General features: G+C 63.9%; 19 protein-coding genes, 1 other RNA gene and 1 riboswitch. Of the genes, 10 read left to right on the top strand and 10 right to left on the bottom strand.

Annotated elements, in window-relative coordinates:
• The first annotated feature begins 81 nt into the window (after positions 1–81).
• Both tnpB and tnpC read left to right on the top strand, forming a co-directional pair.
• Entirely contained in the window at positions 82–441 is a 360-nt protein-coding gene (tnpB, locus tag CW360_RS16700) for an IS66 family insertion sequence element accessory protein TnpB (RefSeq protein WP_058151328.1), read from the top strand.
• A 19-nt stretch (positions 442–460) separates the two neighbouring features.
• Positions 461–1,972 (top strand): IS66 family transposase, encoded by a 1,512-nt coding sequence (tnpC, locus tag CW360_RS16695; protein ID WP_101192531.1) that lies wholly within the window; start codon positions 461–463, stop codon positions 1,970–1,972.
• A gap of 216 nt (positions 1,973–2,188) precedes the next feature.
• Here tnpC and CW360_RS16685 read toward each other — a convergent pair whose 3' ends face one another.
• The 3 genes from CW360_RS16685 to ssrA form a co-directional block, all read right to left on the bottom strand.
• Positions 2,189–2,662 (bottom strand): hypothetical protein, encoded by a 474-nt coding sequence (locus CW360_RS16685; protein WP_101194459.1) that lies wholly within the window; start codon positions 2,660–2,662, stop codon positions 2,189–2,191.
• Positions 2,659–3,357: a DUF6538 domain-containing protein gene (locus CW360_RS17155; RefSeq protein WP_245874741.1), complete on the bottom strand. Its 699-nt coding sequence runs from the start codon at positions 3,355–3,357 to the stop codon at positions 2,659–2,661. Before CW360_RS17155 ends, CW360_RS16685 begins: the two co-directional genes overlap by 4 nt.
• A 114-nt stretch (positions 3,358–3,471) precedes the next feature.
• Positions 3,472–3,828: a transfer-messenger RNA gene (gene ssrA, locus CW360_RS16675) on the bottom strand.
• A 166-nt stretch (positions 3,829–3,994) separates the two neighbouring features.
• On the opposite strand from ssrA, the gene CW360_RS16670 reads away from it, so the two are divergent.
• The 3 genes from CW360_RS16670 to CW360_RS16660 all read left to right on the top strand — a co-directional run bounded on the left by CW360_RS16670 (position 3,995) and on the right by CW360_RS16660 (position 8,265).
• Entirely contained in the window at positions 3,995–6,904 is a 2,910-nt protein-coding gene (locus CW360_RS16670; protein ID WP_101194458.1) for an ATP-binding protein, read from the top strand.
• A gap of 123 nt (positions 6,905–7,027) precedes the next feature.
• A complete protein-coding gene (locus CW360_RS16665; protein ID WP_101194457.1) occupies positions 7,028–7,681 on the top strand; it encodes a TetR/AcrR family transcriptional regulator in 654 nt (217 codons plus the stop codon).
• Positions 7,681–8,265 (top strand): IMPACT family protein, encoded by a 585-nt coding sequence (locus CW360_RS16660; RefSeq protein WP_101194456.1) that lies wholly within the window; start codon positions 7,681–7,683, stop codon positions 8,263–8,265. The genes CW360_RS16665 and CW360_RS16660 overlap by 1 nt, the downstream gene beginning before the upstream one ends.
• A 294-nt stretch (positions 8,266–8,559) precedes the next feature.
• Here the strand turns inward: CW360_RS16660 and CW360_RS16655 are convergent, their stop codons facing one another.
• A complete protein-coding gene (locus CW360_RS16655; RefSeq protein ID WP_093985670.1) occupies positions 8,560–9,099 on the bottom strand; it encodes a nucleoside 2-deoxyribosyltransferase in 540 nt (179 codons plus the stop codon).
• A gap of 66 nt (positions 9,100–9,165) precedes the next feature.
• Between CW360_RS16655 and CW360_RS16650 the strand changes: the two genes are divergently transcribed.
• Positions 9,166–10,119 carry an adenosine deaminase gene (locus CW360_RS16650; protein ID WP_101194455.1) on the top strand — a complete coding sequence of 318 codons (954 nt, stop codon included), beginning with the start codon at positions 9,166–9,168 and terminating at the stop codon, positions 10,117–10,119.
• A gap of 74 nt (positions 10,120–10,193) precedes the next feature.
• Entirely contained in the window at positions 10,194–14,093 is a 3,900-nt protein-coding gene (locus tag CW360_RS16645) for a bifunctional diguanylate cyclase/phosphodiesterase (RefSeq protein ID WP_170307410.1), read from the top strand.
• 63 nt (positions 14,094–14,156) lie between these two features.
• Here the strand turns inward: CW360_RS16645 and CW360_RS16640 are convergent, their stop codons facing one another.
• Positions 14,157–15,323 (bottom strand): Bcr/CflA family multidrug efflux MFS transporter, encoded by a 1,167-nt coding sequence (locus CW360_RS16640; RefSeq protein WP_101194453.1) that lies wholly within the window; start codon positions 15,321–15,323, stop codon positions 14,157–14,159.
• Positions 15,324–15,523: 200 nt separating this feature from the next.
• On the opposite strand from CW360_RS16640, the gene CW360_RS16635 reads away from it, so the two are divergent.
• From CW360_RS16635 to CW360_RS16625, 3 genes are all read left to right on the top strand, one after another.
• Positions 15,524–17,899, top strand: a complete 2,376-nt coding sequence (locus tag CW360_RS16635; RefSeq protein WP_101194452.1) for a heavy metal translocating P-type ATPase — start codon at positions 15,524–15,526, stop codon at positions 17,897–17,899.
• An 88-nt stretch (positions 17,900–17,987) separates the two neighbouring features.
• Positions 17,988–19,886 carry a 1-deoxy-D-xylulose-5-phosphate synthase gene (gene dxs, locus CW360_RS16630; RefSeq protein WP_101194451.1) on the top strand — a complete coding sequence of 633 codons (1,899 nt, stop codon included), beginning with the start codon at positions 17,988–17,990 and terminating at the stop codon, positions 19,884–19,886.
• A gap of 35 nt (positions 19,887–19,921) precedes the next feature.
• A riboswitch (cobalamin riboswitch) is annotated at positions 19,922–20,132 on the top strand.
• A gap of 98 nt (positions 20,133–20,230) precedes the next feature.
• Complete coding sequence (locus CW360_RS16625) at positions 20,231–22,078, top strand: TonB-dependent receptor domain-containing protein (RefSeq protein WP_101194450.1); 1,848 nt, start codon at positions 20,231–20,233, stop codon at positions 22,076–22,078.
• Between the two features lie 53 nt (positions 22,079–22,131).
• Here CW360_RS16625 and CW360_RS16620 read toward each other — a convergent pair whose 3' ends face one another.
• The 5 genes from CW360_RS16620 to CW360_RS16600 form a co-directional block, all read right to left on the bottom strand.
• A complete protein-coding gene (locus CW360_RS16620; RefSeq protein ID WP_101194449.1) occupies positions 22,132–22,929 on the bottom strand; it encodes a cobalamin-binding protein in 798 nt (265 codons plus the stop codon).
• Entirely contained in the window at positions 22,929–23,348 is a 420-nt protein-coding gene (locus tag CW360_RS16615) for an MFS transporter (protein ID WP_101194448.1), read from the bottom strand. The genes CW360_RS16620 and CW360_RS16615 overlap by 1 nt, the downstream gene beginning before the upstream one ends.
• The gene (ribA, locus tag CW360_RS16610; RefSeq protein ID WP_093985584.1) at positions 23,345–23,956 is read right to left on the bottom strand and encodes a GTP cyclohydrolase II; all 612 of its coding nucleotides are present in this window, start codon (positions 23,954–23,956) and stop codon (positions 23,345–23,347) included. Before ribA ends, CW360_RS16615 begins: the two co-directional genes overlap by 4 nt.
• A 105-nt stretch (positions 23,957–24,061) precedes the next feature.
• A complete protein-coding gene (locus CW360_RS16605) occupies positions 24,062–24,712 on the bottom strand; it encodes a TIGR02281 family clan AA aspartic protease (RefSeq protein WP_101194447.1) in 651 nt (216 codons plus the stop codon).
• A 12-nt stretch (positions 24,713–24,724) separates the two neighbouring features.
• Entirely contained in the window at positions 24,725–25,450 is a 726-nt protein-coding gene (locus CW360_RS16600; RefSeq protein WP_101194446.1) for a substrate-binding periplasmic protein, read from the bottom strand.
• Between the last annotated feature and the right edge of the window lie 53 nt (positions 25,451–25,503).

Here is a 25,503-nt window from a genome sequence, read left to right as displayed (position 1 = left end):
GTAAGCGCTCCATAAACCCCACCTGCCCATAGGCCGCAGATCATTGGATGCTGAGCTCCCGTTTTCACTGGAGTTCATCCCATGATGCGTCCCGATGCCAAGGTGCAGAAGGTCTACCTCTACCCAAAGCCCGTCGACTTCCGCAAATCCATCAACGGCCTGGCCGCCTTGGTCGAGCTGGACATCAAGGTGGAAGTGTTCAACCCGGTGCTGTTCGTGTTCCTCAATCGCACGCGCAGCCAGGTCAAGATTCTCTACTGGGAGCGCAACGGTTTCTGCCTGTGGCTCAAGCGACTGGAAGCCGAGCGCTTCAAGACCAAGCCCGATGCAGGCGACGAGGCCATCGAGCTGACGGTTGACGAACTGAACTGGCTGCTCGACGGAATTGACCTGTGGCGCAATCGTCCGCACCAGGTACTGACGCCGCGGTTCGTGGCCTGAGCCGGTATAATCCAGCGCCATGAAATTTGGCGCCGACAACCTTCCTAACGATCCCGTCCTGCTCAAGGCCTTGGTGCTGCAATTGCAGGAGCAGGTCGCCCTGCTGCGGCACAAGCTGTTCTCACCCAAGTCCGAGCGCAGCCCTGAAGATGCCGACTCACCGCAGCTGGCCATGTTCAACGAGGCCGAAGAGCTGGTCGAAGAGCCGACTGCCGAGCCAGCCGAAGCTGAAGCCGAAGAAGTCGTTGCGCCGATCAAGCGTCGTGGCAAGCGCAAGCCGCTGCCGGCCAATCTGCCGCGCGTCGAAGTCGTCCATGAACTGCCCGAGCACGAACTGACCTGCGCCTGCGGCGCCTGCAAGCAGGTGATTGGAGAAGAGACCAGCGAGCAACTGGAGATCATCCCGATGCAGGTGCGGGTTATCCGTCATATCCGCAAGACTTACGCCTGCAAGGCCTGCGAAACCGCACCGGTCACCGCCGACAAACCGGCCCAACTGATCGAGAAGAGCCTGGCTAGTCCCAGCGTGTTGGCGATGCTGCTGACCACCAAGTACGCCGACGGCATCCCGCTGTACCGTTTCGAGAAAATGCTCGGTCGCCACGGCATCGACATTCCCCGCCAGACCCTGGCGCGCTGGGTGATCCAAAGTGGCGAGCAGCTGCAGCCGCTGCTCAACCTGATGCGCGACAAACTGCTGGACTACCCGGTGCTGCACTGTGACGAAACCCGCCTGCAGGTGCTGCACGAACCCGGACGCGATCCCACCGCGCAGTCCTGGATGTGGGTGCAAAGCGGCGGGCCGCCAGATAAGCCGGTGATCCTCTTCGACTACACCACCAGCCGCGCGCAGGAGGTACCGCTGCGCCTGCTCGATGGTTATCACGGCTACCTGATGACTGACGACTACGCTGGCTACAACGCCGTGGCCGTGCAAGAGGGCATCGAGCGGTTGGCCTGCTGGGCGCATGCGCGGCGCAAGTTCGTCGAGGCGCAGAAAGTGCAGCCCAAGGGCAAGACCGGCCGTGCCGACATGGCGCTGAACCTGATCAATAAGCTCTACAGCATCGAACGTGAACTGAAGGACGCCAGCGATGCCGAGCGGCAGGCCACCCGAGTGCAACGCAGCCAACCGCTGCTCGATCAACTCAAGGCCTGGCTGGACAAGACCCAGCCGCAGGTTGCTGGGCAGACGGCTCTGGGTAAGGCCGTAAACTACCTGGCCAGCAACTGGGGCCGGCTGGTGCGTTACGTCGAAGGTGGAAACCTGCCCATCGATAACAACCGCGCCGAAAACGCCATCCGCCCGTTCGTCATCGGTCGCAAGAACTGGTTGTTCAGCGACACGCCCAAGGGCGCCACGGCCAGCGCACAGATCTACAGCCTGATCGAAACCGCCAAGGCCAACGGCCAAGAGCCTTACGCCTGGCTGCGCCACATCCTCGAACACCTGCCAACGGCACAGAGCGTCGAGGACTACGAAGCGCTGCTGCCGTGGAACTGCTCGCCGGCTTCTGCCTTTGCTTCCTGAAAACAAACCCCGTCCACTAGGACGGGGTTTATGGAGCGCTTACCTTCATAGTCGTCCGCTTCGTCGTATAGCTGGTCGTCTTCGTCGTACAGCTCGTCTTGCTCCGGCCCGTCTTCGTCGATCCTCAAGTTATCGCCCGAGAAGGACGGTCTCTGATCGTCCGCGCTCGCTCCTGGGAGCCCGCTAAGCGCGATGTAAATGGCAAGTGCTACGTGACTAGCTTTCATGGCTGAAAAGCTCTCCTACGCTCTCGTAGAGCGTTTTACCACCATCTCTCGCCGAGTCGCTGGCGTAGTCCGGAACCGTACGCTTTCCCCGGGCCTTCTTGAGGATGTCGGCGGATATTCCGTGCTCCTTGGTGCAGTATCCGGCCCACCACCGTGGATTGCTGATTGCCTCGATATGGACGGCCAAGTTGTTGAAGCGTTGCCGGTATCCCTCGGCAAGTGCCGACCTGAGCGCCAGCCTAACCTCCTCGATGCGGTCAGCCGGGATGCGCACAATCCCGTGTAGGTGAAGCGGGTGGTTCTCGGTGCTGGCGCAGTGGGTGTACTCCAAGTTGAAGGCAAGGTCAGTGCTGATCCCCAGTTTTGCTAGCGTTCGCTGGATGATCCCCGCAAGGTGGTTAGCTGGGCCTCGCTTCGCATCGAGCGCCTTTGTCGCTGTGCGGTGATCCAGGCGAATGGTCACGGCAACTGCGCCAGGTTGGCGGGCCAGCCAGAGCAGCCGGAAGAACTGTTTGATTTCTGCCGGCACATGCTTCGACCAGTCAGCTCTAGCCGGTGCTGCCAGACTTGATAGAGCGTCCAGTTTGCCATCGTCGGGTCAACTCGATGGATGGCTGGGAGTGCTGATACTGCACTAGTCCCCGTGAGCCTACCCAGCGCCAGTTCGTCTCGAAGCTTCGGCAGGATGGCCCGAAGCTCTGTCGGTTGGTAGGTGTGTGACAGTTCGAGCAGTTGCTGTGCCGTCTGCTCAAGTTCGGTTGGAATAGGACGGCCATAGGCGCCAGTCAGTAAGCGCTCGACCTCTCGGCGGCGCTGGCGAGCCTCGATTTCCTTGTCTGAAAGGATGGGCTCTGCCGGGTTGCTTTCGTCCTGGGGGCTGGAGAAGTCTGGGACAAGCTCCATTAGCTCTTTGTAGTCGGCCTCGGTTAGGCCGAGTTCATCACGCTCAACCATGTTCACTACCTTGTCAAAGACGGCTTCGTAGCGTGCGACGTATTGCCGGGCACGCTTACGCGCCAGCCTTTCGCTGTCTGTTTTCAGGGTGCGTCTGACTTCTCGCTGGCCATGGAGCAAGGCTCGCAATGGTCGTGGAATCACGATGCGGAAGTAGAAGGTTCCGTGTCGGTTGCGTGTGAGGTAGGAGGGGGAGGGTTTCATGGTGGGCACCGAAGCGATGCCCCACATGAGTGTCACACCTCAGTGTCACACCGGCCTGGAACGGCCGGTAGACTGAGCACAAAAGCCTGTGAAATCAAGCTCTTGTGTGGTTGATGGTGGAGCCGGGGGGATTTGAACCCCCGTCCGCCAGCTCTCCGCTATCGGTTCTACATGCTTAGCCATCTCTACTGAGTTAACTCCGCGCCGCCCGAGTGGCAGGGTGCTTGGAGCGAGCTGCATGAGTTTTAGCCGTTACGTCTGCAGCGTACTTGGCGGCGATCCTGTTCTATATGACTGACCAGATCTTCGGGTTTACAGGCATCCCCTAGGGTCAGCTGGCGCCCTTAGGCGGCCAGAGCGTAGTTGTCGTCGTTGGCAACTATTAAGGTGTGGCAGCGGATTTACGAGAACTGTCACCTACTCGGCATGCCCCTCAAGTTTCGTTACCGGCGTCGAATCCTAATCGGCCCCAAAACTGTGGTGCTTGTTACTAGGAGCGCAGTGTACGGCAAAGGTTCCCTGGCGTCGACCGGCAGTGCCGGCGGTTAGCACCCGGAGCTATCCGGCGCCGCCAGGGCAGGCTATCTTCTGCAGGACTTCAGGTCTTTCCCGCGCCGAACAAGAGGCTTTACCCCGCATGCAACAGCGCCCCATTCGCCAGTGGATCTGGCGTGCGTTCGTTCAGAGCGCGCTGATTCCGCTGATTCTGGTCGAATCGGTACTGATTGCCGCCTACCTGTTCAGCAATGCCGCCGTGCGTGACGCACAAATCGAGCATTTGCAGCACAGCGCCTTGTCTGACCTGGCTACGGCAATTGGCCGTGAAGCCGCGGTGATCGACGCGCGCCTAAGTGCCGTGGAAGCCCAGGCGCTGCTCTTGCGCGACGGGGTACGCCACGCGCTGGATAATCCGCACTACCAACCCACGCGCGAGGAACGCGCGCGCCACGCGGTGAGTGATGCCGGGGTCTTCCATACCCGGCACGACAACGGCGGAGCCGCCTCGTTCTATGCCAACAGCACCCCTCTGTCCCGCCAGGATCACGCCAAAGCACTGCGCCTGGCGCAGATCGACCCGTTGCTGGCGTCGATCAAAGCCGCCAATGCTCAGGTAGCGGCGGGTTATTTCAACAGCTGGGACAGCTACAACCGCATTTATCCGTATTTCGACGTGCTGGCACAGTATCCGCACGACATGCGGATTCCCGAATACAACTTTTATTATCTGGCCGACGCGCACCACAACCCGCAACGCCAGGCGGTATGGACCGACGCCTATCTCGACCCGGCAGGCCAGGGCTGGATGATGTCGGTAATTGCCCCGGTGTATCGCGGCGATTTTCTGGAAGGCGTCGCCGGTCTGGATATCACGGTTGGTCAGATGCTCGGCGAAATCGCCCGTTTGCAGGTCCCCTGGCAGGGCTACGCGCTGCTGATCGGCAGCAGCCATGAAATCCTCGCCCTGCCGGACGCCGGTGAACGCGACTTTGCCCTGCGCGAACTGACCGAGTATTCCTATGCCGAAGCCGTGCGCCGGGAGATCCTCAAGCCCGAGCAGTTCCGCCTGACCCGCTACCGCGAACTACAGCCTCTGTTGCAGCAGATGGGTACTGCGCAACAGCCAGGCAATACCCGGGGTGTACAACAGGTCACGCTGAACGGCGAGAGCAAGCTGGTGGCCTGGGCCGAGGTGAGCAAGACCGGCTGGCACCTGTTGATGGTGGTCGACGAGACGAGCATTTTCAGCACCACCCAACAACTAGCCAGCCATTACCAGCAACTGGGCTTCGTGATGATCGCCGGCCTCGTGCTGTTCTACCTGTTGTTCTTTCTCTACATGTGGCTACGCGCGCGCCAGCTCAGCCGAAAACTGGCCGCGCCCCTCGAGCAAGTGGCCAGCCAGTTGCAGGCGCTGGGTGGCGGGGCTCTACAACAACCGCCTGCACCCGGCAGTATCCGCGAGATCAACCACATGCTCAGCAGCCTGAGCGAGGCGGCGCAGCAGTTGCAAGCCAGCGAGTCGCAGCGCCAGGAAGCTCAGCGACACTTGCAGCTGGTGCTGGATAGCACCACGGAGAGCGTCTGGGACCTAGACCTCGCACAACAGCGCATGTGCCTGAGTGACAACTTCCGGCTGCGCTACGGCCTGGCCAGCACGTGCTTGGCTCTGCGCGACTATGATCGCCATATCCACCCGGATGACCTGCCACGAATCGATCACTTGCGCCGCCAGTTCCTCAAGGACGGCAGCAGCCAGTTCGATGCCGAATACCGCTTCCGCAACGCCCAGGGACAGTATGTCTGGCTGCTCAGTCGCGGCCAGGTTCTGCAACGCGATACCCAGGGCCAGCCGCTGCGGGTATCCGGTACGCATGTGAACATCAGTCGTCTCAAGCAGATCGAAGATGACTTGCGCCAGGCCAGCGAGCGCGCCCTGCAGGCCAGCCAGGCGCAGCGTCGCTTTCTCTCCAGCATGAGCCATGAACTGCGCACACCGCTGAATGCCATCCAGGGTTTCGCCCAGCTAATCGCCCTGGAAGCCGAGGAGCACAGCGCCCGCCAGACGGAAGCGGCGTACGCAAGGGAAATCGTTTCAGCCAGTCGTCACCTGACCGCGGTGGTCGATGACATTCTCGACCTGACCAGCCTGGAGAGCCGCCGCCAGCAACTCCAGCTGCGCGCGGTAGACGTGGGCGAGCTACTGAGCAGTTGCGCCGAACTGATACAACTCGATCTGCAACAGTATGGCCAGCAACTCAAGCTGCTGCCTGCGCCGCAACCACCACTCTACGTGCTGGCCGACCCGCGACGCCTGCGCCAGGTGCTGATCAATCTGCTGTCCAATGCCATCAAGTACAACAGCCCGCAGGGGCTGGTCAGCCTCGGTTACGAAGTACGGCAAAATGCCGTGCGCCTGTGGGTCGAAGACCACGGCCCGGGACTCAGTGCCGAGCAGCAGGCACAACTGTTCATTCCCTTCCAGCGCCTGGGGCGGGAGAACTCGAATATCCCGGGCACCGGAATCGGCCTGGTGCTATGCCGCGAGCTGGCCAGCCTGATGCACGGCGAGATTGGCCTGCATAGCGAACCGGGCTGCGGTAGTCGCTTCTGGATCGATCTGCCCGGTTGTGCCGCTGACTCGCTACAGGAACCTGTAGGACAGACCAACAAACCGCTCGCCCTGTGCATCGAGGATCACCCCGCCAGCCTGCGCCTACTCCAGGAGGCGTTGCGCGACATGGCCGAGGTAGAAAGCGCCACCACCCTGGCTAGCGCTCGCCTGTTCCTCGACAGTCGCCAGCCACGCCTGTTGTTGCTTGACCTGGACCTGCCGGATGGCAACGGCATGCAGCTGTTGGAAGCCCTGCAGCAGGACCCACGCCATGCGCGAATGGCCATTCTGGTCGTCACTGCCAGCATCAACCAGGCACTGTTTGACCAGGCGCATCGATTGGGCGCCCTGGCGTGTCTCGGCAAGCCACTGGATCTGCAGCAACTGCGCCGACTGGCGGAGGAAATGCTGACCGAAACGCCACAAAGGGCATAAAAATGGCCCGTCAGGCAAAAAACGTCAGAAAAACATCAGTGAACAGTTGTTTCGTGCTTGTGCATCGGCCCTGCGTAGGGTATCAACACACTCGCCACAACCCTGCTCACCCCGGAATGCATCATGACAGTCGCCGTATCCGCGCCAACCGACAATAAACCCGCCGGACGTATTCGTCAGAAAAACCAGCACGCCATCCTTGCCGCCGCCGCCGAAGAGTTCGCCCGCCACGGTTTCAAGGGCACCAGCATGAGCACCATCGCGCAACGCGTGGGGCTGCCCAAAGCCAACCTGCACTACTACTTCGGTAACAAGCTGGGGCTTTATGTCGCCGTCATGCGCAACATCCTCGATCTCTGGGACAGCGCCTTCAGCCATCTCAGCGCCGACGACGAACCCGGACCGGCCCTGGCCGCCTACATTCGCGCCAAGATGGAGTTCTCCCGCCGCGAGCCGCAAGCCTCGAAGATCTTCGCCATGGAAGTCATCAGTGGCGGCGAATGCCTGTCCGAGCACTTCAATCAGGATTACCAGGCCTGGTTTCGCGGGCGTGCTGCGGTGTTCCAGGCCTGGATCGACCAGGGCAAGATGGACCCCATCGACCCGGTGCATCTGATCTTCCTGCTATGGGGCAGCACCCAGCACTATGCCGACTTCTCCAGCCAGATCTGCCGGCTGACCGGTCGCAAGCGCCAAACCCGCGAAGACTTTGCCCTCGCCACCGACAACCTGATCCATATCATCCTCAAAGGCTGCGGCATCGCCCTGCCCGTCTGATGCGCTACAGCCTGGCGGCGCCCAGCCGCTTCCAGCTGGAGATCCGCAAGAGCCGCTTTCTCGCCCAGGCCGCTCCGGTAGCCGACGAGGCAGCGGCGCGGGCCTTCATCGCCAGCCACCGCGCAGCGGATGCCTCGCACAACAGCTGGGCCTGGAAAATCGCTGCGCAATATCGCAGCAGCGACGATGGCGAACCGGCCGGCAGTGCGGGCCGGCCGATACTCGCCGCCATTGAGCACTTTGCCGGCGACCAACTGGTCGTTCTGGTCAGCCGCTGGTATGGCGGCATCCCCCTGGGCATGGGCGGGCTTATTCGTGCCTACGGGGGCTGCGCCAGCCAATGCCTGCAAGCAGGCCAGCGCCAGCCGCTGCAGCACCTGTTGCAATTGACCTGCCAGTTGGAACATGCCGTGCATGCGCACCTGCTGGGACGTTTGCCGTCCCTGCAGGTACAGGTGCTGCAGCAGGATTACCAGGCCGAGGGCGTCAGACTCCTCCTGCAACTCCCCGCCGAACAGCGCAACGCATTACAGCAGCTGCTAAACAGCCTGAGCCGCGGACAAAGCACGCTGCGTGAGTTATGAAGGGTTTCTGTGCAAAGCCCTGTGGATAACCTCGGGAAAGCCTGCTCCATCACAGGCTGCGCGGGCCCTCTGGAACATTGCTCAACTTTTCACTAACGCCACCAAAGCATGCTTAAAATATGTAAAATTCCCTTTAATTTCATTGCATTACAAAAACAAAACGAACGTTTGCCTGAACATTCACGGCTAACTTGCCAAGCAACCCAGTTATCCACGCCACCTGTGCATAACTCTGTGCAGAAGCCTTGGAAGACTCCCCGCACACAGCGTCCGGCGCGGCCTGCAGGCAACTGCTCAGTTTTTCGGCACAGCCCACGCGCCCGCCTCGCGTTGCCGCGCCAACCAGGCCAGCGCCTGCTCCACATCCGTCCCCACCAGGCGCACCGGAACGCTCAGCATCAGGTTCAGCGGCAAGTGGAAATCTTCCAGCTGCCAGCCTTCGGCATCCACCTGCGGCAAGCCACCCGGTACCGCCAACTGTGGCTGTAAACGCAGCAGGCGCTGACGGTAACTGGCCTGGTCAGCCAGATAGCCAAACAGCGGTTTGCCCAGCGCCGCGGCGTAACCCAGCTCGAAACAGCTGCCACTGTCCGGCTCGCTGCCACGAAACGGCTCCAGGCAAGCCAGCACCAGATCAGCCTGGCGCAACAGAGCGAGGTTGGCCTGGTAAATCCACTGCGCCTGCTGTGGCGGAGACAGCCCATCCGGCAGGGCGTTATCCAGCGGAAACAGGCCGACAAAACCGCTGGCCAGGCAGGCTTCCTTGAGCTGCTGGCCGTAGCGCACGGCATCCGGGCGAAATACCTGCGGTCCGGCTAGATAGATACGTAACATGGGCAGGCTGTCCTATGGCGACTGAACGCCTACAATGCCACGATCCACCTGCCTGACGAGACCCTCATGGACAACTGGCTCAATGCCCTGGCCAAGGCCGAACTGCATCTGCACCTGGAAGGCGCACTGGAACCCGAACTGCTTTTCCAGCTTGCCGAACGCAACCGCATCAGCCTGCCCTGGGCGGACATTGACAGCCTGCGCCAGGCCTATGCCTTCCACAATCTGCAGGAGTTCCTCGACCTCTACTACCAGGGCGCCAACGTCCTGCGCGAGGAACAGGACTTCTACGACCTGACCTGGGCCTACCTGTGTAAGTGCCAGGCCCAGGGCGTGGTGCACTGCGAGCCCTTCTTCGATCCGCAGACGCACACCGAGCGTGGCATTCCCTTGCAACGAGTGATCGCCGGGATTAGCCAGGCATTGGCCGACGGCCGCCGTCAGCTGGGCATCAGCTCGGGGCTGATCCTCAGCTTCCTGCGCCATCTCAGCGAAGAGCAGGCCTTTGCCACCCTTGCCGAAGCCATGCCCTGGCGTGACAGCTTCATCGGCGTGGGCCTGGACAGCTCCGAGCTTGGCCATCCGCCCTGCAAGTTCCAGCGAGTATTTGCCAAGGCGCGTAGCGAAGGTCTGCATGCCGTGGCACATGCCGGCGAGGAAGGACCACCCGCCTATATCTGGGAAGCTCTCGATCTGCTCAAGGTAGAACGCATCGACCATGGCGTGCGCGCCATGGAAGACCCACGCCTGGTCCAGCGCCTGGTCGACGAGCAGATCCCGCTGACCGTCTGCCCGCTCTCCAACGTCAAGCTGCGCGTCTTCGATGACATGCGCCAGCACACTATCCTGAGCATGCTCGAATGCGGCCTGAAGGTCACGGTCAACTCGGATGATCCGGCCTACTTCGGCGGCTATCTCAACGAAAACTTCCAGGCCCTGCACGACAGCCTGGGCATGAGCCAGGCACAGGCCCGGCAATTGGCGCAAAACAGCCTGGACGCACGCTTCGTACGCCACTGACAGGCAAAGCCTGCAGGGAGCATCTAAACTCGGCATTCAGGCCAACGCCCATGGCCTCGCGCATAGGGATCAGGATGAAACCTGCAGCGACCAGCCCCCTGCTGCTGGCCGGAAGCTACCTGGCCTTCAGCACTCTGTGGATTCTTTTCAGCGACCAACTGCTGGCCTCGCTGGGCCTGGATGCAGCCCAGTGGCAGCGCCTGCAAACCTGGAAGGGCCTGCTGTTCATCACCCTCAGTAGCCTGCTGGTATTCGGCCTGGCCCGCTACCAGCAGCGCCACCGCGAACAACTGCTCGACAACCTGCTGCGCGAACGGGCCAGCCGGCGCAACACCCAGCGCGAAGCCGATCTTGGCGACTGGCAGTTCCGTGATAGCCAGTTCTGGCTGGGTGAGCAAGCCATCGAACTGCTGCAACTGCCCAGCCAACGCCAGCGCCTGACCCAGGAGCAGCTCCTGCAGTGCCTGCATCCGGCGGACCGGGTGCTGTTGCAGAACGCCCTGCAAGCGCTACTGGGCGAGGGCAAGGCCCTCAACTGCAGCGTTCGCCTGCAACCCAGGGACAACGGCGAGCTGACCTGGCTGCAGCTGCGCGGCCAGGCACTGGGGCCGTTCTGCGCAGAAGGCAGCGTACGCAATATCACGGCACAAAAGCGCGACGAGCAGGCACTGCGGGAAAGCGAACGACGCTTTCGCCAACTGTTCGAGCAGACTCCACGCATCGCCGTGCAGGGCTATGACCGCGAACGCCGGGTGATCTACTGGAACCAGGCCAGCAGCGAGCTATACGGCTATAGCGCCAGCGAAGCGATGGGCCGCCATCTGGAACAGTTGATCGTGCCCACGCCAATGCGCAGCAAAGTCGTCGCTGATATTCAGCGCTGGATGAGCGGCGGCGAACCGATTGCGGCAGGCGAGATTACCCTGCAGCGACGCGATGGCAGCCCGGTAAACGTGTATTCCAGCCACCAGATGCTGGTCAATCTGCACAACCAGCCGGAGCTGTACTGCATCGATATCGACCTCAGCGATCAACGCAGCGCACAGGCCGCGCTCAAGGACAGCGAGGCACGCTATCGGGAACTGATCGAACAGCTCAGCGAAGCCATTTTCCTGCTCGACGACCAGGGCCGCCTGAGCTTTCTCAGCCAGGCCTGGTGGGCGCTCAGCGGCCACAGCGCGGAACAGAGCCTGCACCAGCCGCTCGAAGACTTCCTGCACGACGAAGACAGTCGCACCCTGTGCGAAATACGCCGCCAGCTCAGCGCCGGCAAACGAGCCAGCTGGACGGGCGAATACCGCCTGCGCTGCAGCGATGGCAGCCTGCGCTGGGTTGAAGTACAGCTCAAGCGCAGCGCTCAGGGCATGCGCGGCAGCCTGACCGACATCCATAGCCGCCGACAGATCCAGGCCCTGCAACAGGCGCGCAATGCCGTGCTGGATGCGCTCAATGGCAACCAGCCACTGGCCGATATCCTTACCGGGATTGCCTACAGCCTGGAACGGGTCAACCCGCAAATGCGCGTCAGCATTCTGCTGCTCGATGGCGAGGGCCAGCAGCTGCACCTGCTGGCCGCCCCCAGCCTGCCTGACGAATGGCAGCGCTTCCTGCGTCAGCTCGCCGTACCGGACAGCCTGATCAGTTGTGCCCAGGCCGTACGCAGCGGCGAGCTGGTGGTTCTCGACGATCTGCAGGGCGCGCACAACGATGCCGCACTCCGCCAGCTCTGCACTCAGGCTGGCATCGCGGCCGCCTGGTCACTGCCGTTCAAGGACGAATTCCAGCAGGTGCTCGGGGTTTTCGGCATCTACTACCAGCAACGTCGCCAGCCCAGCCAGGAAGACCTCGACCTGGTGACCGAATTCAGCCGCCTGGCCGCCCTGGCAGTGCAGCAGCAGATGCTCCAGCAACAGCGCCAGGAAAGCGAACAGCGTTTCCGGGCAACCTTCGAGCACGCCGCCATCGGCATTGCCCATGTTGCCCTGGATGGCCAGTGGTTGCGCGTCAACCGCCACCTCTGCGAGATGTTCGGCTATGCCGAAGAGCAATTGCTGCAGCGCACCTTCCAGGAGCTCAGCCACACCGATGACCTGCCACGCGACCTGCATGAAGTGCAGCGGCTGCTGCAGGGCGAACGGAACAGCTACAGCCTGGAAAAGCGTTACTGGCATGCCAGTGGACGACTGGTCTGGGCGCATCTCAGCGTAGTACTGGTACGCCATGCCAACGGCCAACCGCACTACTTCATCTCGGTGCTTGAAGACATCAGCATGCGCAAGCAGCACGAAGCCGCGCTGCGCCAGGCGGCCACGGTCTTCGACAGCAGCCGCGAGGCCATCCTCATCGTCGACCAGCAGCGCCGCATCATCACCAGCAACCCGGCGTTCAGTGAGCTGACCGGCCTGGCGCCGGAAACCGCGCTCGGCCGTCACCTGCCGCTGGCCCTGCACAATGCCGAACAGCGCCAACGCTACCGCCAGTTGTGGCGCACCCTGCGCGACCACGGCCAGTGGCAGGGCGAACTGTTCAGCCGCCACCCCGACGGGCGCCTGCTGCCGGTGCTGCTCAACGCCAGTCTGATTCGCGGCGGCACAGCTCAGGAACGCCAGTATGTACTGATCTTCAGCGACATCAGCGCACTCAAGGACAGCCAGGAACGGCTGACCCACATGGCACACTTCGATCCGCTGACCGAGCTGCCCAACCGCCTGCTGGCCCATGAACGTCTCAAGCATGCGCTGCTGCATGCTCAACGCAACGACGCACGGGTTGCCGTGCTGTTCTTCGACCTCGATCACTTCAAGAACATCAACGACAGCCTTGGCCACCCGGCCGGTGACGAACTGCTCGGCGCGCTGGCCCAACGTCTGCGTCAACGCCTGCGCCAGGAGGACACCCTGGCCCGACTGGGCGGCGACGAATTCCTGGTCATCCTGGAAAACCTACAGAAACCCGATGAGGCCGCCCAGGTGGCACGCCTGTTGTTGCGCCTGATTGAAGCGCCCTTCCAGCTCAGTGGTGCACGCGAGGTCTACCTGACCAGCAGCATTGGTATCAGCCTGTGCCCGGAGGACAGCTTCGACGCCGACGAACTGATCCGCAATGCCGATGCGGCCATGTACCAGGCCAAGCAGTCCGGACGCAATACGTTCTGCTTCTACACCCAGGCGCTGACCGATGCGGCCCAGCAGCGCCTGATCCTCGAATCACGCCTGCGCCGCGCGCTCAAGCATGGCGAATTCATCCTGCACTACCAGCCACTGCTGGATACGCAAAGCGGCCGGGGCATGGGTGTCGAGGCACTGCTGCGCTGGCAAAGCAGCGAAGGCCTGGTGCCCCCGGGACAATTCATTCCCCTGGCCGAGGACTGCGGCCTGATCGAGCCTCTCGGCGCCTGGGCGCTGCAGGAGGCTTGCCGGCAGGCCCAGCAATGGCGCCAACAGGGGCTGAACCTGCAAACCCTGGCGGTCAATCTGTCACCCCGCCAGTTCCGCCAGCGCAACCTGCTTGAGCAGGTGCAGCGCGCCCTGCGCCAGAGCGGCCTGCCGGCACGCTGCCTGGAGCTGGAGATCACCGAGGGAGCGCTGATGGATAATGTCGAGCAGGCGCAGCGCACCCTGCAGGCGCTGCGCGACCTTGGCCTGCAGCTGGCCGTGGATGACTTCGGCACCGGCTACTCGTCACTGGCCTACCTGCGGCGCTTCCCGATCAACAAACTGAAGATCGACCAGAGTTTCATGCAAGGCATCCCCGAGGATCACGGCAATCTGCAGATCGTTCGCGCCATCATCACCCTGGCGCACAGCCTGGACCTCAACGTACTTGCCGAAGGCGTCGAGCAGCCCCAGCAACTGGAAGTGCTGCGCCAGCTCGACTGCCAGTACAGCCAGGGCTACCTGTTCAGTCGCCCGCTGCCGGCCGACTGCCTGCCCGACTGGTGGCACGAGCACGGCCTGCCGGCCAGCATGCCCTGAGAACAACCCGTTCGATCGGCCAGCGCTCTGTGCAACGACGCCCTGGAAGGGCGCCACGGCCTGCTATGCCGTGCGCGCAGTCAGCCAGGCACACAGGCAGGCCAGCAGGGCGCACAGGCTGATCACCACGGCCAGTGGCAGGGCGCTGCCATCGTTCCAGGCCGCCACCAGACCGGCGGCCAGCGCCGCCACGCTGAACTGCAGCGAACCGAGCAGCGCCGAGGCACTCCCGGCATGCGCGCCCTGCCCCGCCATGGCGCAGGCGGTCGCATTGGGAATTACGCAACCGAGACTGGCAATGGCCGCAAACAGCAGCGGCAGGAACGGCCACAGGTGCGCCGGCCGGGCCAGCGCCAGCAGCACCAGCGACAGGCTGCACAGTAGGTAGAACAGCACTACGCGACGCATCCAGAAGGCCGGCCCGCGGCGATTGATCAGCCGCGCGTTGACTTGGGCCATGCCAATGAAGCCCGCCGCGTTGCAGCCGAACAGCCAGCCATAGTGCTGCGGCGATACGCCATACAGCTCGATGAACAGGAAGGGCGAGCCGGCGATGTAGGCAAACATCCCGGCCATGGCCAGCCCCCCGCACAGCGCATAGGCAAGGAACTGGCGTTCGCCAAACAGCCGCCGATACTGCCCCAGGGCACCGCTGAGCGGCGCCGGCGGCGCATGCGCCGGACGGCTTTCCGGCAGCCACAGGGCAATCGCCAGCGCGCAGAGCACGGCAAACAGCAGCAGGCAATAGAAGATCGCCGGCCAGCCGGACCAGGCCAGCAGCCAACCACCCGCCAGCGGCGCCAGGATGGGGGCTACCCCCATGACCAGGATCAGCTGGGAAAACACCTTGGCCGACGCCAGCGGATCGCACAGGTCACGCACCACGGCCCGAGAGATGACCATGCCGGCACAGCCGCCCAGCGCCTGAACGAAGCGCGCCAGGACCAGCATCTCCAGGCTCTCCGCCCAGGCGCAGGCCAGCGAGGCCAGGGCAAACAGGCTGACCCCCACCAGCAACGGGCGGCGTCGGCCAAAGCGATCGGCCAGCGGCCCATAAAGCAGTTGGCCAATGGCCAGCCCGGCAAAATAGGCCGCCAGGCTCAGTTGCACATGTTCGACATCCGTGGCGAACTGCCGGGCCAGCGTCGGGAAACTGGGCAGGTAGAAATCGATGGCCAATGGCCCGAAGGCGCTCAGCGCGCCAAGGATCAGCAGGATACGCAAGGTCATGCGGGCACTCGTGACACAGGCAACAGCGCATGGCCTGCCTGGCACACTGAACGACTGAGGAAGGACACTGCCGGGGCCAGCAACCGCCAACCTACTGGCCGCCAGCTGACCGGACAGACAACATATTGCCAAGGATTGTCCCTTGACCTTGCCACAGTGGCAAGGCGCAGGCTTGCCAGCAGCCTCACGGAGAACCAGCCATGCACCGAACCATTGCCTACGACCTGCCGCTACGCGGCATGAGCTGCGCCAGTTGCGCGGCGCGCATCGAGAAAGCCCTCGGCGCCCTGCCCGGCGTCAGCGCCGTGCAGGTCAACCTGGCCAGCGAACGCGTGCGTCTGCAGGCCCCGCCCGGCCAGTTGACCAGCCTGCGCCAGTGCATCGAGGAGGCCGGCTACCAGGTGCCCGTGCACAGCCTGAGCCTGCACCTGCAAGGCATGACCTGCGCCAGCTGCGCCGCGCGCATCGAGCGGGCGCTGCTCGCCGTCGACGGGGTCTGCCAGGTCAGCGTCAACCTGGCCAGCGAAACCGCGCAACTTCAGCTGCTTGCCGGCAGCGATGTGCAGACGCTGCTGCACGCTGTCGAACAGGCCGGGTTCGGCGCCCGCCTGGCTACACCGGACAGCCCGCCCACGCTGGTCCGCCGTGACTGGCAACCCCTGCTGGCCCTGCTGCTGGCCATCCCACTGATGCTGCCGATGTTCGCCGAATGGTTCGGTGTGCACTGGATGCTGCCGCCCTGGATACAGTTCGCCCTGGCCGCGCCGGTGCAGTTCATCCTCGGCGCACGCTTCTACCGCGCCGGCTGGCGGGCGCTGCGTGCCGGTAGCGGCAACATGGACCTGCTGGTGGCGATCGGCACCAGTGCCGCCTTCGGCCTGAGCCTGTACCTGTGGTGGCAGGCCGTGCCCGGAGCCATGCCCCACCTGTATTTCGAGTCGGCCGCCGTGGTCATCGCCCTGGTGCTGCTCGGCAAGCATCTGGAAAGCCGTGCCAAACGCCAGACCGGTGCCGCCATCGCCGCGCTGCAGGCGCTGCGTCCGCAGCAAGCACGGCGGGTCACGGGTGACCAGGAAAGCTGGGTGGCACTCAGCGAACTGCGCCGCGCCGACCGCCTGCGCGTGCTGCCCGGCGAGCGCTTTCCCTGCGACGGCCTGGTCCTGGAGGGCCACAGCCAGGCCGACGAATCACTGATCAGCGGGGAGAGCCTGCCGCAGGCCAAGGCGCCCGGCAGCACGGTCACCGGCGGCAGCCTGAATGGCGAAGGCAGCCTGCTGGTCAGCGTCACCGCCCTTGGCGCGGAAAGCGTGCTGGCGCGCATCATCCGCCTGGTCGAGGACGCCCAGGCGGCCAAGGCACCAATCCAGAAACTGGTCGACCGCATCAGCGCCTGGTTTGTCCCCGTCGTCCTGCTGATTGCCCTGCTCACCCTCGGCGGCTGGTTGCTGGCCGGCGCCGGCCTGGAACAGGCCCTGCTCAACGCCGTCAGCGTACTGGTCATCGCCTGCCCCTGCGCACTGGGCCTGGCCACGCCCACGGCGATCATGGCCGGCACCGGGGTCGCAGCCCGGCACGGCATCCTGATCAAGGACGCCAGCGCCCTGGAAGTGGCCCACAAGGTGACTGACCTGGTTTTCGACAAAACCGGCACCCTGACTGAGGGCCAGCCGCAACTGGTGGCCCTGTGCAGTGCCCCCTCGCCGGACGCCGCCGCGCACGACACACACTGGCTGAGCCTGGCCGGCAGCCTGCAGCGCGGCAGCGAGCACCCGCTGGCCCGTGCGGTACTGCGCGCCTGTCGCAGCCAACGCCTGCCCACCCCGGCGGCCAGCGACAGCCAGGTACTGCCAGGACGCGGTGTGCGCGGCAGCCTGGAGGGCCGCGAGTGGCTGCTGGGCAATGCCCGCCTGCTGCAGGAGATGGCCATCGACAGCCAGCCCCTGGCGGCCCAGGCCGCCCAATGGGAGGCCGCCGGGCACAGCCTGGCCTGGTTGGCCGAGTACCGGCCGACACCGCGCGCCGTCGCCCTGCTGGCCTTTGCCGACCCAATCAAGGACGGTGCCGCCGCAGCCATTACCGCACTGCACCAGGCCGGCCTGCGCTGCCACCTGCTGAGTGGCGACAACCCCGGCAGCGCCGGCAGGGTGGCCCAGGCGCTGGGCATTGATCAGCTGCAGGCGCAAGTGTTGCCGGCCGACAAGGCGGCGCGCATTCGCCAGTTGCAGGACGAAGGCCGGGTGGTCGGCATGGTCGGTGACGGTATCAACGATGCCCCGGCGCTGGCCGCGGCGGATGTCGGTATTGCCATGGGCAGCGGCACCGATGTGGCCATGCAGGCCGCCGGGATCACCCTGATGCGTGGCGATCCGCGCCTGGTCAGCGCGGCGCTGGCGATCAGCCGGCGCACCTACGGCAAGATCCGCCAGAACCTGTTCTGGGCCTTTGCCTACAACCTGCTGGCCCTGCCCCTGGCCGCCGCCGGCCTGCTCAACCCGATGCTGGCCGGCGCCGCCATGGCGCTTTCCAGCCTCAGCGTGGTGAGCAACGCCTTGCTGCTGTACCGCTGGCGACCATGAACCGTGCAGGGGTATCTCCTCTGCATCTTGGGCTGCGCGGGGCGCATCAGGTAAACTGCCGCTCTTTTTCCGCCACGCGACCACTTCAATGCCGAAGACGTTCCACGAGATCCCCCGCGAGCGCCCCGTCACGCCGTTGCTCGACCGCGCGGCCACGCCGGGAGAGCTGCGCCGCCTGGGCGAAGCCGAGCTGGTCACGCTGGCCAACGAACTGCGTCAGTTCCTGCTCTACAGCGTGGGGCAGAGTGGCGGGCACTTTGGCGCCGGCCTGGGGGTGATCGAGCTGACCATCGCCCTGCACTACGTCTTCGACACGCCCTGGGACCGCCTGGTCTGGGATGTCGGCCACCAGGCCTACCCGCACAAGATTCTCACCGGCCGCCGCGAGCGCATGACCAGCCTGCGCCAGAAGGACGGCCTGGCTGCCTTCCCACGGCGCAGCGAGAGCGAGTACGACACCTTCGGCGTCGGCCACTCCAGCACCAGCATCAGTGCGGCACTCGGCATGGCCCTGGCGGCCCGCCTGAAGGGCGAAAAACGCAAGAGCGTGGCGGTGATCGGTGACGGTGCCATGACCGCCGGCATGGCCTTCGAGGCCCTCAATCACGCCTCCGATACCAAGGCCGACATGCTGGTGGTGCTCAACGACAACGACATGTCGATTTCCAACAACGTCGGCGGCCTGTCCAACTACCTGGCGAAGATTCTCTCCAGCCGCACCTACGCAAGCATGCGCGAGGGCAGCAAGAAGGTCCTCTCGCGCCTGCCCGGCGCCTGGGAAATCGCCCGCAAGACCGAAGAACACGCCAAGGGCATGCTGGTGCCCGGCACGCTGTTCGAGGAGCTGGGCTGGAACTACATCGGCCCGATCGACGGTCACGACCTGCCCACGCTGCTGGCCACCCTGCGCAACATGCGCGACCTGGAAGGCCCGCAGTTCCTGCATGTGGTCACCAAGAAAGGCAAGGGTTTCGCCCCGGCCGAACTGGACCCGATCGGCTACCACGCGATTACCAAGCTGGAACCGCCCAGCGACAACCCGGCGCCGAAGAAACCCAGCGGGCCCAAGTACTCCAACGTCTTCGGTCGCTGGCTGTGCGACATGGCCGAGCAGGATGCACGCCTGGTCGGCATCACCCCGGCGATGAAGGAAGGCTCCGACCTGGTGGCCTTTGCCGAGCGCTATCCGACTCGCTATTTCGACGTGGCGATCGCCGAGCAGCATGCCGTGACCCTGGCCGCCGGCCTGGCCTGTGAAGGCATGAAGCCGGTGGTGGCGATCTACTCGACCTTCCTGCAGCGCGCCTACGACCAGCTGATCCATGATGTCGCGGTACAGGACCTCGACGTACTGTTCGCCATCGACCGCGCCGGCCTGGTTGGCGAGGACGGCCCGACGCATGCTGGCAGCTTCGACATTTCCTACCTGCGCTGCATTCCCGGCATGCTGGTGATGACCCCCAGCGACGAGAATGAACTGCGCCAGATGCTCACCACCGGCTACCTGCACAAAGGCCCGGCGGCGGTGCGCTATCCGCGCGGCAGTGGTCCCAATGCGCCCATCGACAGCTCGCTGCAGCCCCTGCCCATCGGCAAGGGCGTGCTGCGCCGCCAGGGGCAACGAGTTGCCCTGCTGGTGTTTGGCGTGCAACTGGCCGCCGCCCTGCAGGTGGCCGAGGCGCTGGACGCCAGCGTGGTCGACATGCGCTTCGTCAAACCGCTCGACGAGGCGCTGCTGCTGGAGATGGCCGCCAGCCACAGCCTGCTGGTGAGCATCGAGGAAAACACCATCATGGGCGGCGCCGGCAGTGCGGTCGGCGAGTGCCTGGCGGCCCACGGCCTGGCCGTCCCCCTGCTGCAGCTCGGCCTGCCGGACTACTACGTGGAGCACGCCCGCCCGGAAGAAATGCTCGCTGAATGCGGGCTCGACGCGGCAGGCATCCAGCAGGCCATCGAACGCCGCCTGGCCGATAGCCGCACGGCTTAATCCTTGCTTTCAGCGGCGCCTCTCGCTAAGGTGCCGCGGTTTTATTCCACCCAGGTGTGCGGCTTTGCGGCCGCATGAAACGGGAAGCCGGTGCGCTCTTCGAGCAATTCCGGCGCTGCCCCCGCAACGGTAAGCGATGGTCGCCGCCAGGCGACAACCCGGCTCAACCGCCACTGTGCTTCAGCATGGGAAGGCGAGCCAGGTGTTCTCGCAAGCCCGGAGACCGGCCTGGACGGATTCGACAGGTGTTGCGGAGGGCGGCACCGTCAAGTGCCGTCCGCAGTTTCCCTGGCGGCCCTTGTCTGCCCTCCTCAGAAGTTCATTCACGCTTTTGAGGCTTTTCCATGAAATTGTCCCGTATTGCCCTGGCTGTAGCCCTGGCGCCCAGTCTCTCCTGCGCCCATGCCGCATCCACAACAGAGACCCTGAAGCTTACTGAAACACTGATCAGCGCCAACCGCGAGGCGCAACCACGCAATGCAAGCAGCGCAGCGAACACCGTGTTCAACCGCCAGGATATAGAGCGCCTGCAGCCCTCCAGCGTTGCTGACTTACTGCAGCGCGTTCCCGGCGTACAGATCGCCCGCAGCGGCGGCCCAGGCAGCACCGTAAGCCTCTTCATGCGCGGTACAAAATCAGCACAAAGCCTGGTATTGGTTGATGGCCAGCGGATCAGTTCAGCATCAGCCGGTGGTTCGCCACTTGAATACCTGAGCATTGAACAAATCGAACGCGTTGAGGTGCTACGCGGCTCGCGCTCGGCAGTTTACGGCTCCGACGCGATTGGCGGCGTGGTACATATCATCACTCGTCGCGGCACAGACCAGCCGCTCACACCGCGCCTGCGCATCGGCTACGGAACCCACAACACCTGGGAGCGCAGCCTGGGCCTGTCCGGCGGCGACCAGCACACACGCTTCAGCCTACAGGCCAGCGCCGATGACACCCGTGGCATCAACCGTTCCTACGCCAACAGCGCACCGGATAACGATCGGGATGCCTATCGCAACAATGCCTTCAGCGCCAACCTGAACCACCGTTTCAGCGAGCAACTGGAAGCCGGCTTCAGCGTGCTCGACCAGCGCGGCGAAAGCGAGTACGACATGGACTGGGGCGGGCAGTACCCTTATTTTGACTATCAGGTCAGTAGCTACTCTGGCTTTCTCTCCGCACAGATCAACGCCCTCTGGAAAAGCCGTCTTGAACTGGGCCACAGCGAAAATCGTTCGACCGTACGCTACGATGATGTCAAAGGCAGCAGCCCCTTCAATACCTACCGAGACAGCGCCGCATGGTTGAACACCCTGGAGTTGGGCAATGGTCATAGCTTGATCGTGGGTGCCGACGGCTACGAGGAGACACTGCACAGCAACATCAACTACACGGAAGACAGCCGCTGGAATCATGGACTGATTCTGCAGCACAACTACCGCGGCGAGCGTTTCTCCAGCGAGCTGGGCCTGCGCCATGACAAGAACGCGCAATTCGGCAGCAGCAACACCTTCAGCGGTGCAGTAACTTACGCGCTGAATGCCGATAACGACCTGATCCTGTCCTACGCGGAAGGTTTCCGCGCACCAACCTTCAACGACCTGTACTGGCCCGGCGGTGGTAACCCCACCCTGCAACCGGAAAGCTCCAAGTCCTATGAGCTGCAATGGCGCAGCCAGCTGGCCGCGACAACCCGCCTGGAAACCTCGCTCTACCGCACAGACTTGCGCAATGCCATTGCTGGCTGGCCCGCGCAGAACATCGATAAAGCACGCATCAATGGCTTCGAAGCATCCCTGCAACAGGAGCTACTGGGCTGGCAGGCCGCACTGGGGCTCAGCCTGATCGACCCGCGCGACCGGGAAACTGGCAAGACCCTGGACCGTCGTGCCCGACGCACGCTGAGTCTTGATCTGGATCGCTCCTTTGGCGCGCTAAGTATTGGCGCCGGCTGGCAGGCCGTAAGCAGCAGCTATGACGATCTTGCCAATAACCGCGAACTATCAGGCTATGGCCTGCTGAACCTGCGTAGTGCCTGGCAGGCCAGCGACGAGGTACAACTGGGCTTCAAGCTCGACAACGTGCTGAACAAACAGTACAGCCGCGCGCAATACGGAGTAGGCTGGCCAGCCACCTACTACACCTATCGCGAAACAGGGCGCACCGCGCTGATGTCGGTCACCTGGACCCCCAGCCTGTAATCCTCTGCCAATCTGCAAACGCCCCACCCGCTGGGGCGTTTGTATTCGCGACCTCAACGCGCCCGGTCAATCAGCTCACACAACTGTTCGGTAGCTGCCAGCATCTGGAAGCTGGGCCGCTCCAGGCGCTTGCTGGGCACCGGCCAGAGCTGCTGGTGGCGCACCGCGCTGAGTTGCGGCCAGGCCTGCCAGATGCCCAGCTCGGCATTGCTGCCGGCGATGATCAGTTGCGGATCACGCGCGATGATCGCCTCCAGCCCCACCTGCGGCGCGGGCAACTCAAGGTCGGCAAATACGTTCTGCCCGCCACACAGGGCGATGGCATCGCTGATGATTTGCCGGCCTCCGATGGTATACAGCGGCTGGTGCCAGATCTGGTAGAACACCCGCACCGGCGGACGTCCGGCATAGTGCTGGCGCAGCCGTGCAACGCCCTCGCGAAAGCGCTGCGACAGCGCTGCGCCCTGCTGCGCATAGCCCACCGCCTGGCCGATCAGCACGAACTCCTCGGCCAGCTCATGCAAGCGGCGCGGTTCACCGACATGCACGGGAATCCCCAGCCGCTGCAGCTGCTGGCGTTGCGCCGGGCCAATACTGTCCGGCCACAACAACACCAGGTCGGGGCGCAGGCTGACCAGGGTTTCCAGTTCAAGCTGGCCAAGACGTCCCAGGGAAGGCAGGTGTGCCAGTTGCGCCGGGCGCTCGCCACCGTCCAGTACACCGACCAGACGCTCCGCCGCGCCCAGTTCGAGCATGATGTCAGTCAACGAGGGAGCCAGGCTGACCACCCGCTCGGCAGCCTGCAGCGGCCAGACCAGCAACAGCGCAGCGAGCAGCAGGCAGGCGCGCATCAGGCCAGCTGCGCGGGAATGCGGTACAGGTAGAACAGCACCAGACTGGCCAGCGCCAGCAGGGTCAGCGGCACCGCATGCAGGCCACTGAATACTGCCAGCGCGCCGACCCAGGCCGGCAAGCCGGCTGCCTGCAGGGCACGGCGCCGGCAGTGGATCAACTGTTGCCAGGCGGCGGGCTCGGCCTCACTGTCCAGCGCCTGCCCGGTGGCGATCAACGCATGCTTGTAGGCACGAAACAGCGGCAGGCTGACGAACAGGCTGGCCAGCGCGGCGATGAACAGGGGCATTTGCAGCACCAACAGCCAGGCCGGCGCCGCACCGAACAGCAGGTTGGCGAGAAACAGCGGCGCCAGGGCCAGGCCCAGCAGGCGCCACCACTGCAGGGCCAGACGACGCCTGACCTCGCCGCGTGTCACTCGATTTCCCCCTGATGCTGCAGGCCCAGCATATGGCCAAGCTTGCCGGCCTTGGTGGCCAGGTACAGCTTGTTGTGCAGGTTCTCGCCCACCTGCAGCGGTACCCGCTCGGCGACCCGCACACCAAAACCCTGCAGGGCGTTGACCTTGCGCGGGTTATTGGTCATCAGGCGAATGGCGCTGATCCCCAGGTGGTCGAGCATCGGCTGGCAAATCGCATAGTCGCGCTGATCGGCGGCGAACCCCAGGCGCTCGTTGGCCTCGACGGTATCCGCGCCGCCATCCTGCAACTCGTAGGCGCGGATCTTGTTCAGCAGACCGATACCACGGCCTTCCTGGCGCAGATACAGCAGCACGCCACGCCCCTCGGCAGCGATCGCGCGCAAGGCGGCCTCCAGCTGCGCACCGCAATCGCAGCGCAGGCTGAACAGGGCGTCGCCAGTCAGGCATTCCGAATGCAGGCGGCCCAGCACGGGCTGGCCGTCGGCTACATCGCCGAGGGTCAGGGCAACGTGCTCCTTGCCGCTGGTCTCATCGCGGAAACCGTGCATGGTAAAGATGGCAAAGGGTGTAGGCAGCTGCGCGGCGGCAACAAAGACGACAGACACCAGAGAGCTCCAGGCAAGGCAACAGGGCGCGAATTGTAACACCACCCTTGCCACGGTTGAGCAAGAAACGCCCAGCGCGACACTCAGGTAAACCGGCGGTAGCCGTCAGAACTTCGACTCAAGCACCAGCATGCCCTGCTCCTCGCGCCAACTGACCCGGCTAAGGAAGCTCATACCCAGCAATACTTCAGTCGGCGCACTGCCCTGCACCACCACACCGTCCACACCGAGCACTTCCAGGCTACCGATCTTCACCCGGTCGAATTTCACCCGCCAGGCATTCGCCGTGCCACTGGCCGTGCTGACCACCATGGGCTGGCCAACCACCCGGTAGTCGATGCCCAGGCGCTGCGCCTGCCCCTCGTTCATGGCTACCGCCGTAGCCCCGGTATCGACCATGAACTGTACGGTCTGGCCATTGATCGAACCGGCAATCCAGTAATGCCCGCCCAGCCCGCGCGCGATGCTCAGGCGCTGTTTCTCCGGGGCCGCAGAAAAGCCGCCCGGCGCATATTCACGACTCAGGCTGTAGTGACGCTCGACCCCCGCGACGCGTAGCACCGCGCCTTTGCTGTCCGCACTGACCACCTGTACGCCACCCGGTCCACTCTGCCCAACCCGCACCAGCTTGCGCTGGCCATCGACATTGAGCACCGCAGCGCCGGGAAACAAGCCGACTACCAGCACCTGGCTGGCCGCCAGCGCCGGCCAGGCCAGCATGCAGGCCAGCACGGTGATCAGTGAACGACAGAACATGGATGCGCCTCCCTATGGCATCGCCAACCGGTAGGGTTGTCCCCACTTGGCAAACAATGCGCGCAGACTACCATCGGCACGCAGTTCCAGCAGCCGCCGGTCATACAGTTCTGCCAACTCGCGCCCACGCGGACTGTCTTGGAAACCGGGATAGAGCGGCAACATAAGCAACGGAACCACTTGGTAGCGTTGGGCTCGGGAGCTTTCGGCCAGTACCGCCTCCACCTCGCTGAGCGCGTCCACATAAAAATCCGCATAGCCGCGCTCAAGCATCTGCAAAATGCCGGTACGCATGCGGATCTCCTGGAAGTGCTGCACATTGGGCAGGCGATGCTGGTAGTCATAGCCGCGCACCCAAATCAGTCGGCGCTGGCCAATAGTGTCCCGGCTCGGTGCCGACAGGCTGGCCAAACCCAGGGCAACGATCGGGTCGGCATCGTAGGCTTGCTGAGGATAGTGAGCCTCGGCGATCTCGCCGGCATAGGAACCGATCCAGGCATCGGCACGACCGCGCAACACCAGGCCGATGGAACGCATGTAAGGCTCAGAGTGCACGACCACGCGCAGGCCTGCCGGCTCGAAGACCGCGCGCATGATGTCCCAGGCCAGGCCACTGCCGTCGGCCTCGGTATGTCCAGGCCATACCTCGCTGACCAGGCGCACCTCGCCCGGCGGGGCAGGCTGCGCCGAGACCAGCGCACTGCACACCAGCAGTATCCAACCCAGCAAGCCGCGCATGCACGCTACCCCCATGACTGCGCCGTCTTCTCGCGCACCCCTGAGATGCCCGA

This window comes from Pseudomonas fluvialis (assembly GCF_002835605.1).
In the GTDB taxonomy this organism is placed as follows: domain Bacteria; phylum Pseudomonadota; class Gammaproteobacteria; order Pseudomonadales; family Pseudomonadaceae; genus Aquipseudomonas; species Aquipseudomonas fluvialis.
This window is presented reverse-complemented; position numbering and strand designations above follow the sequence as displayed.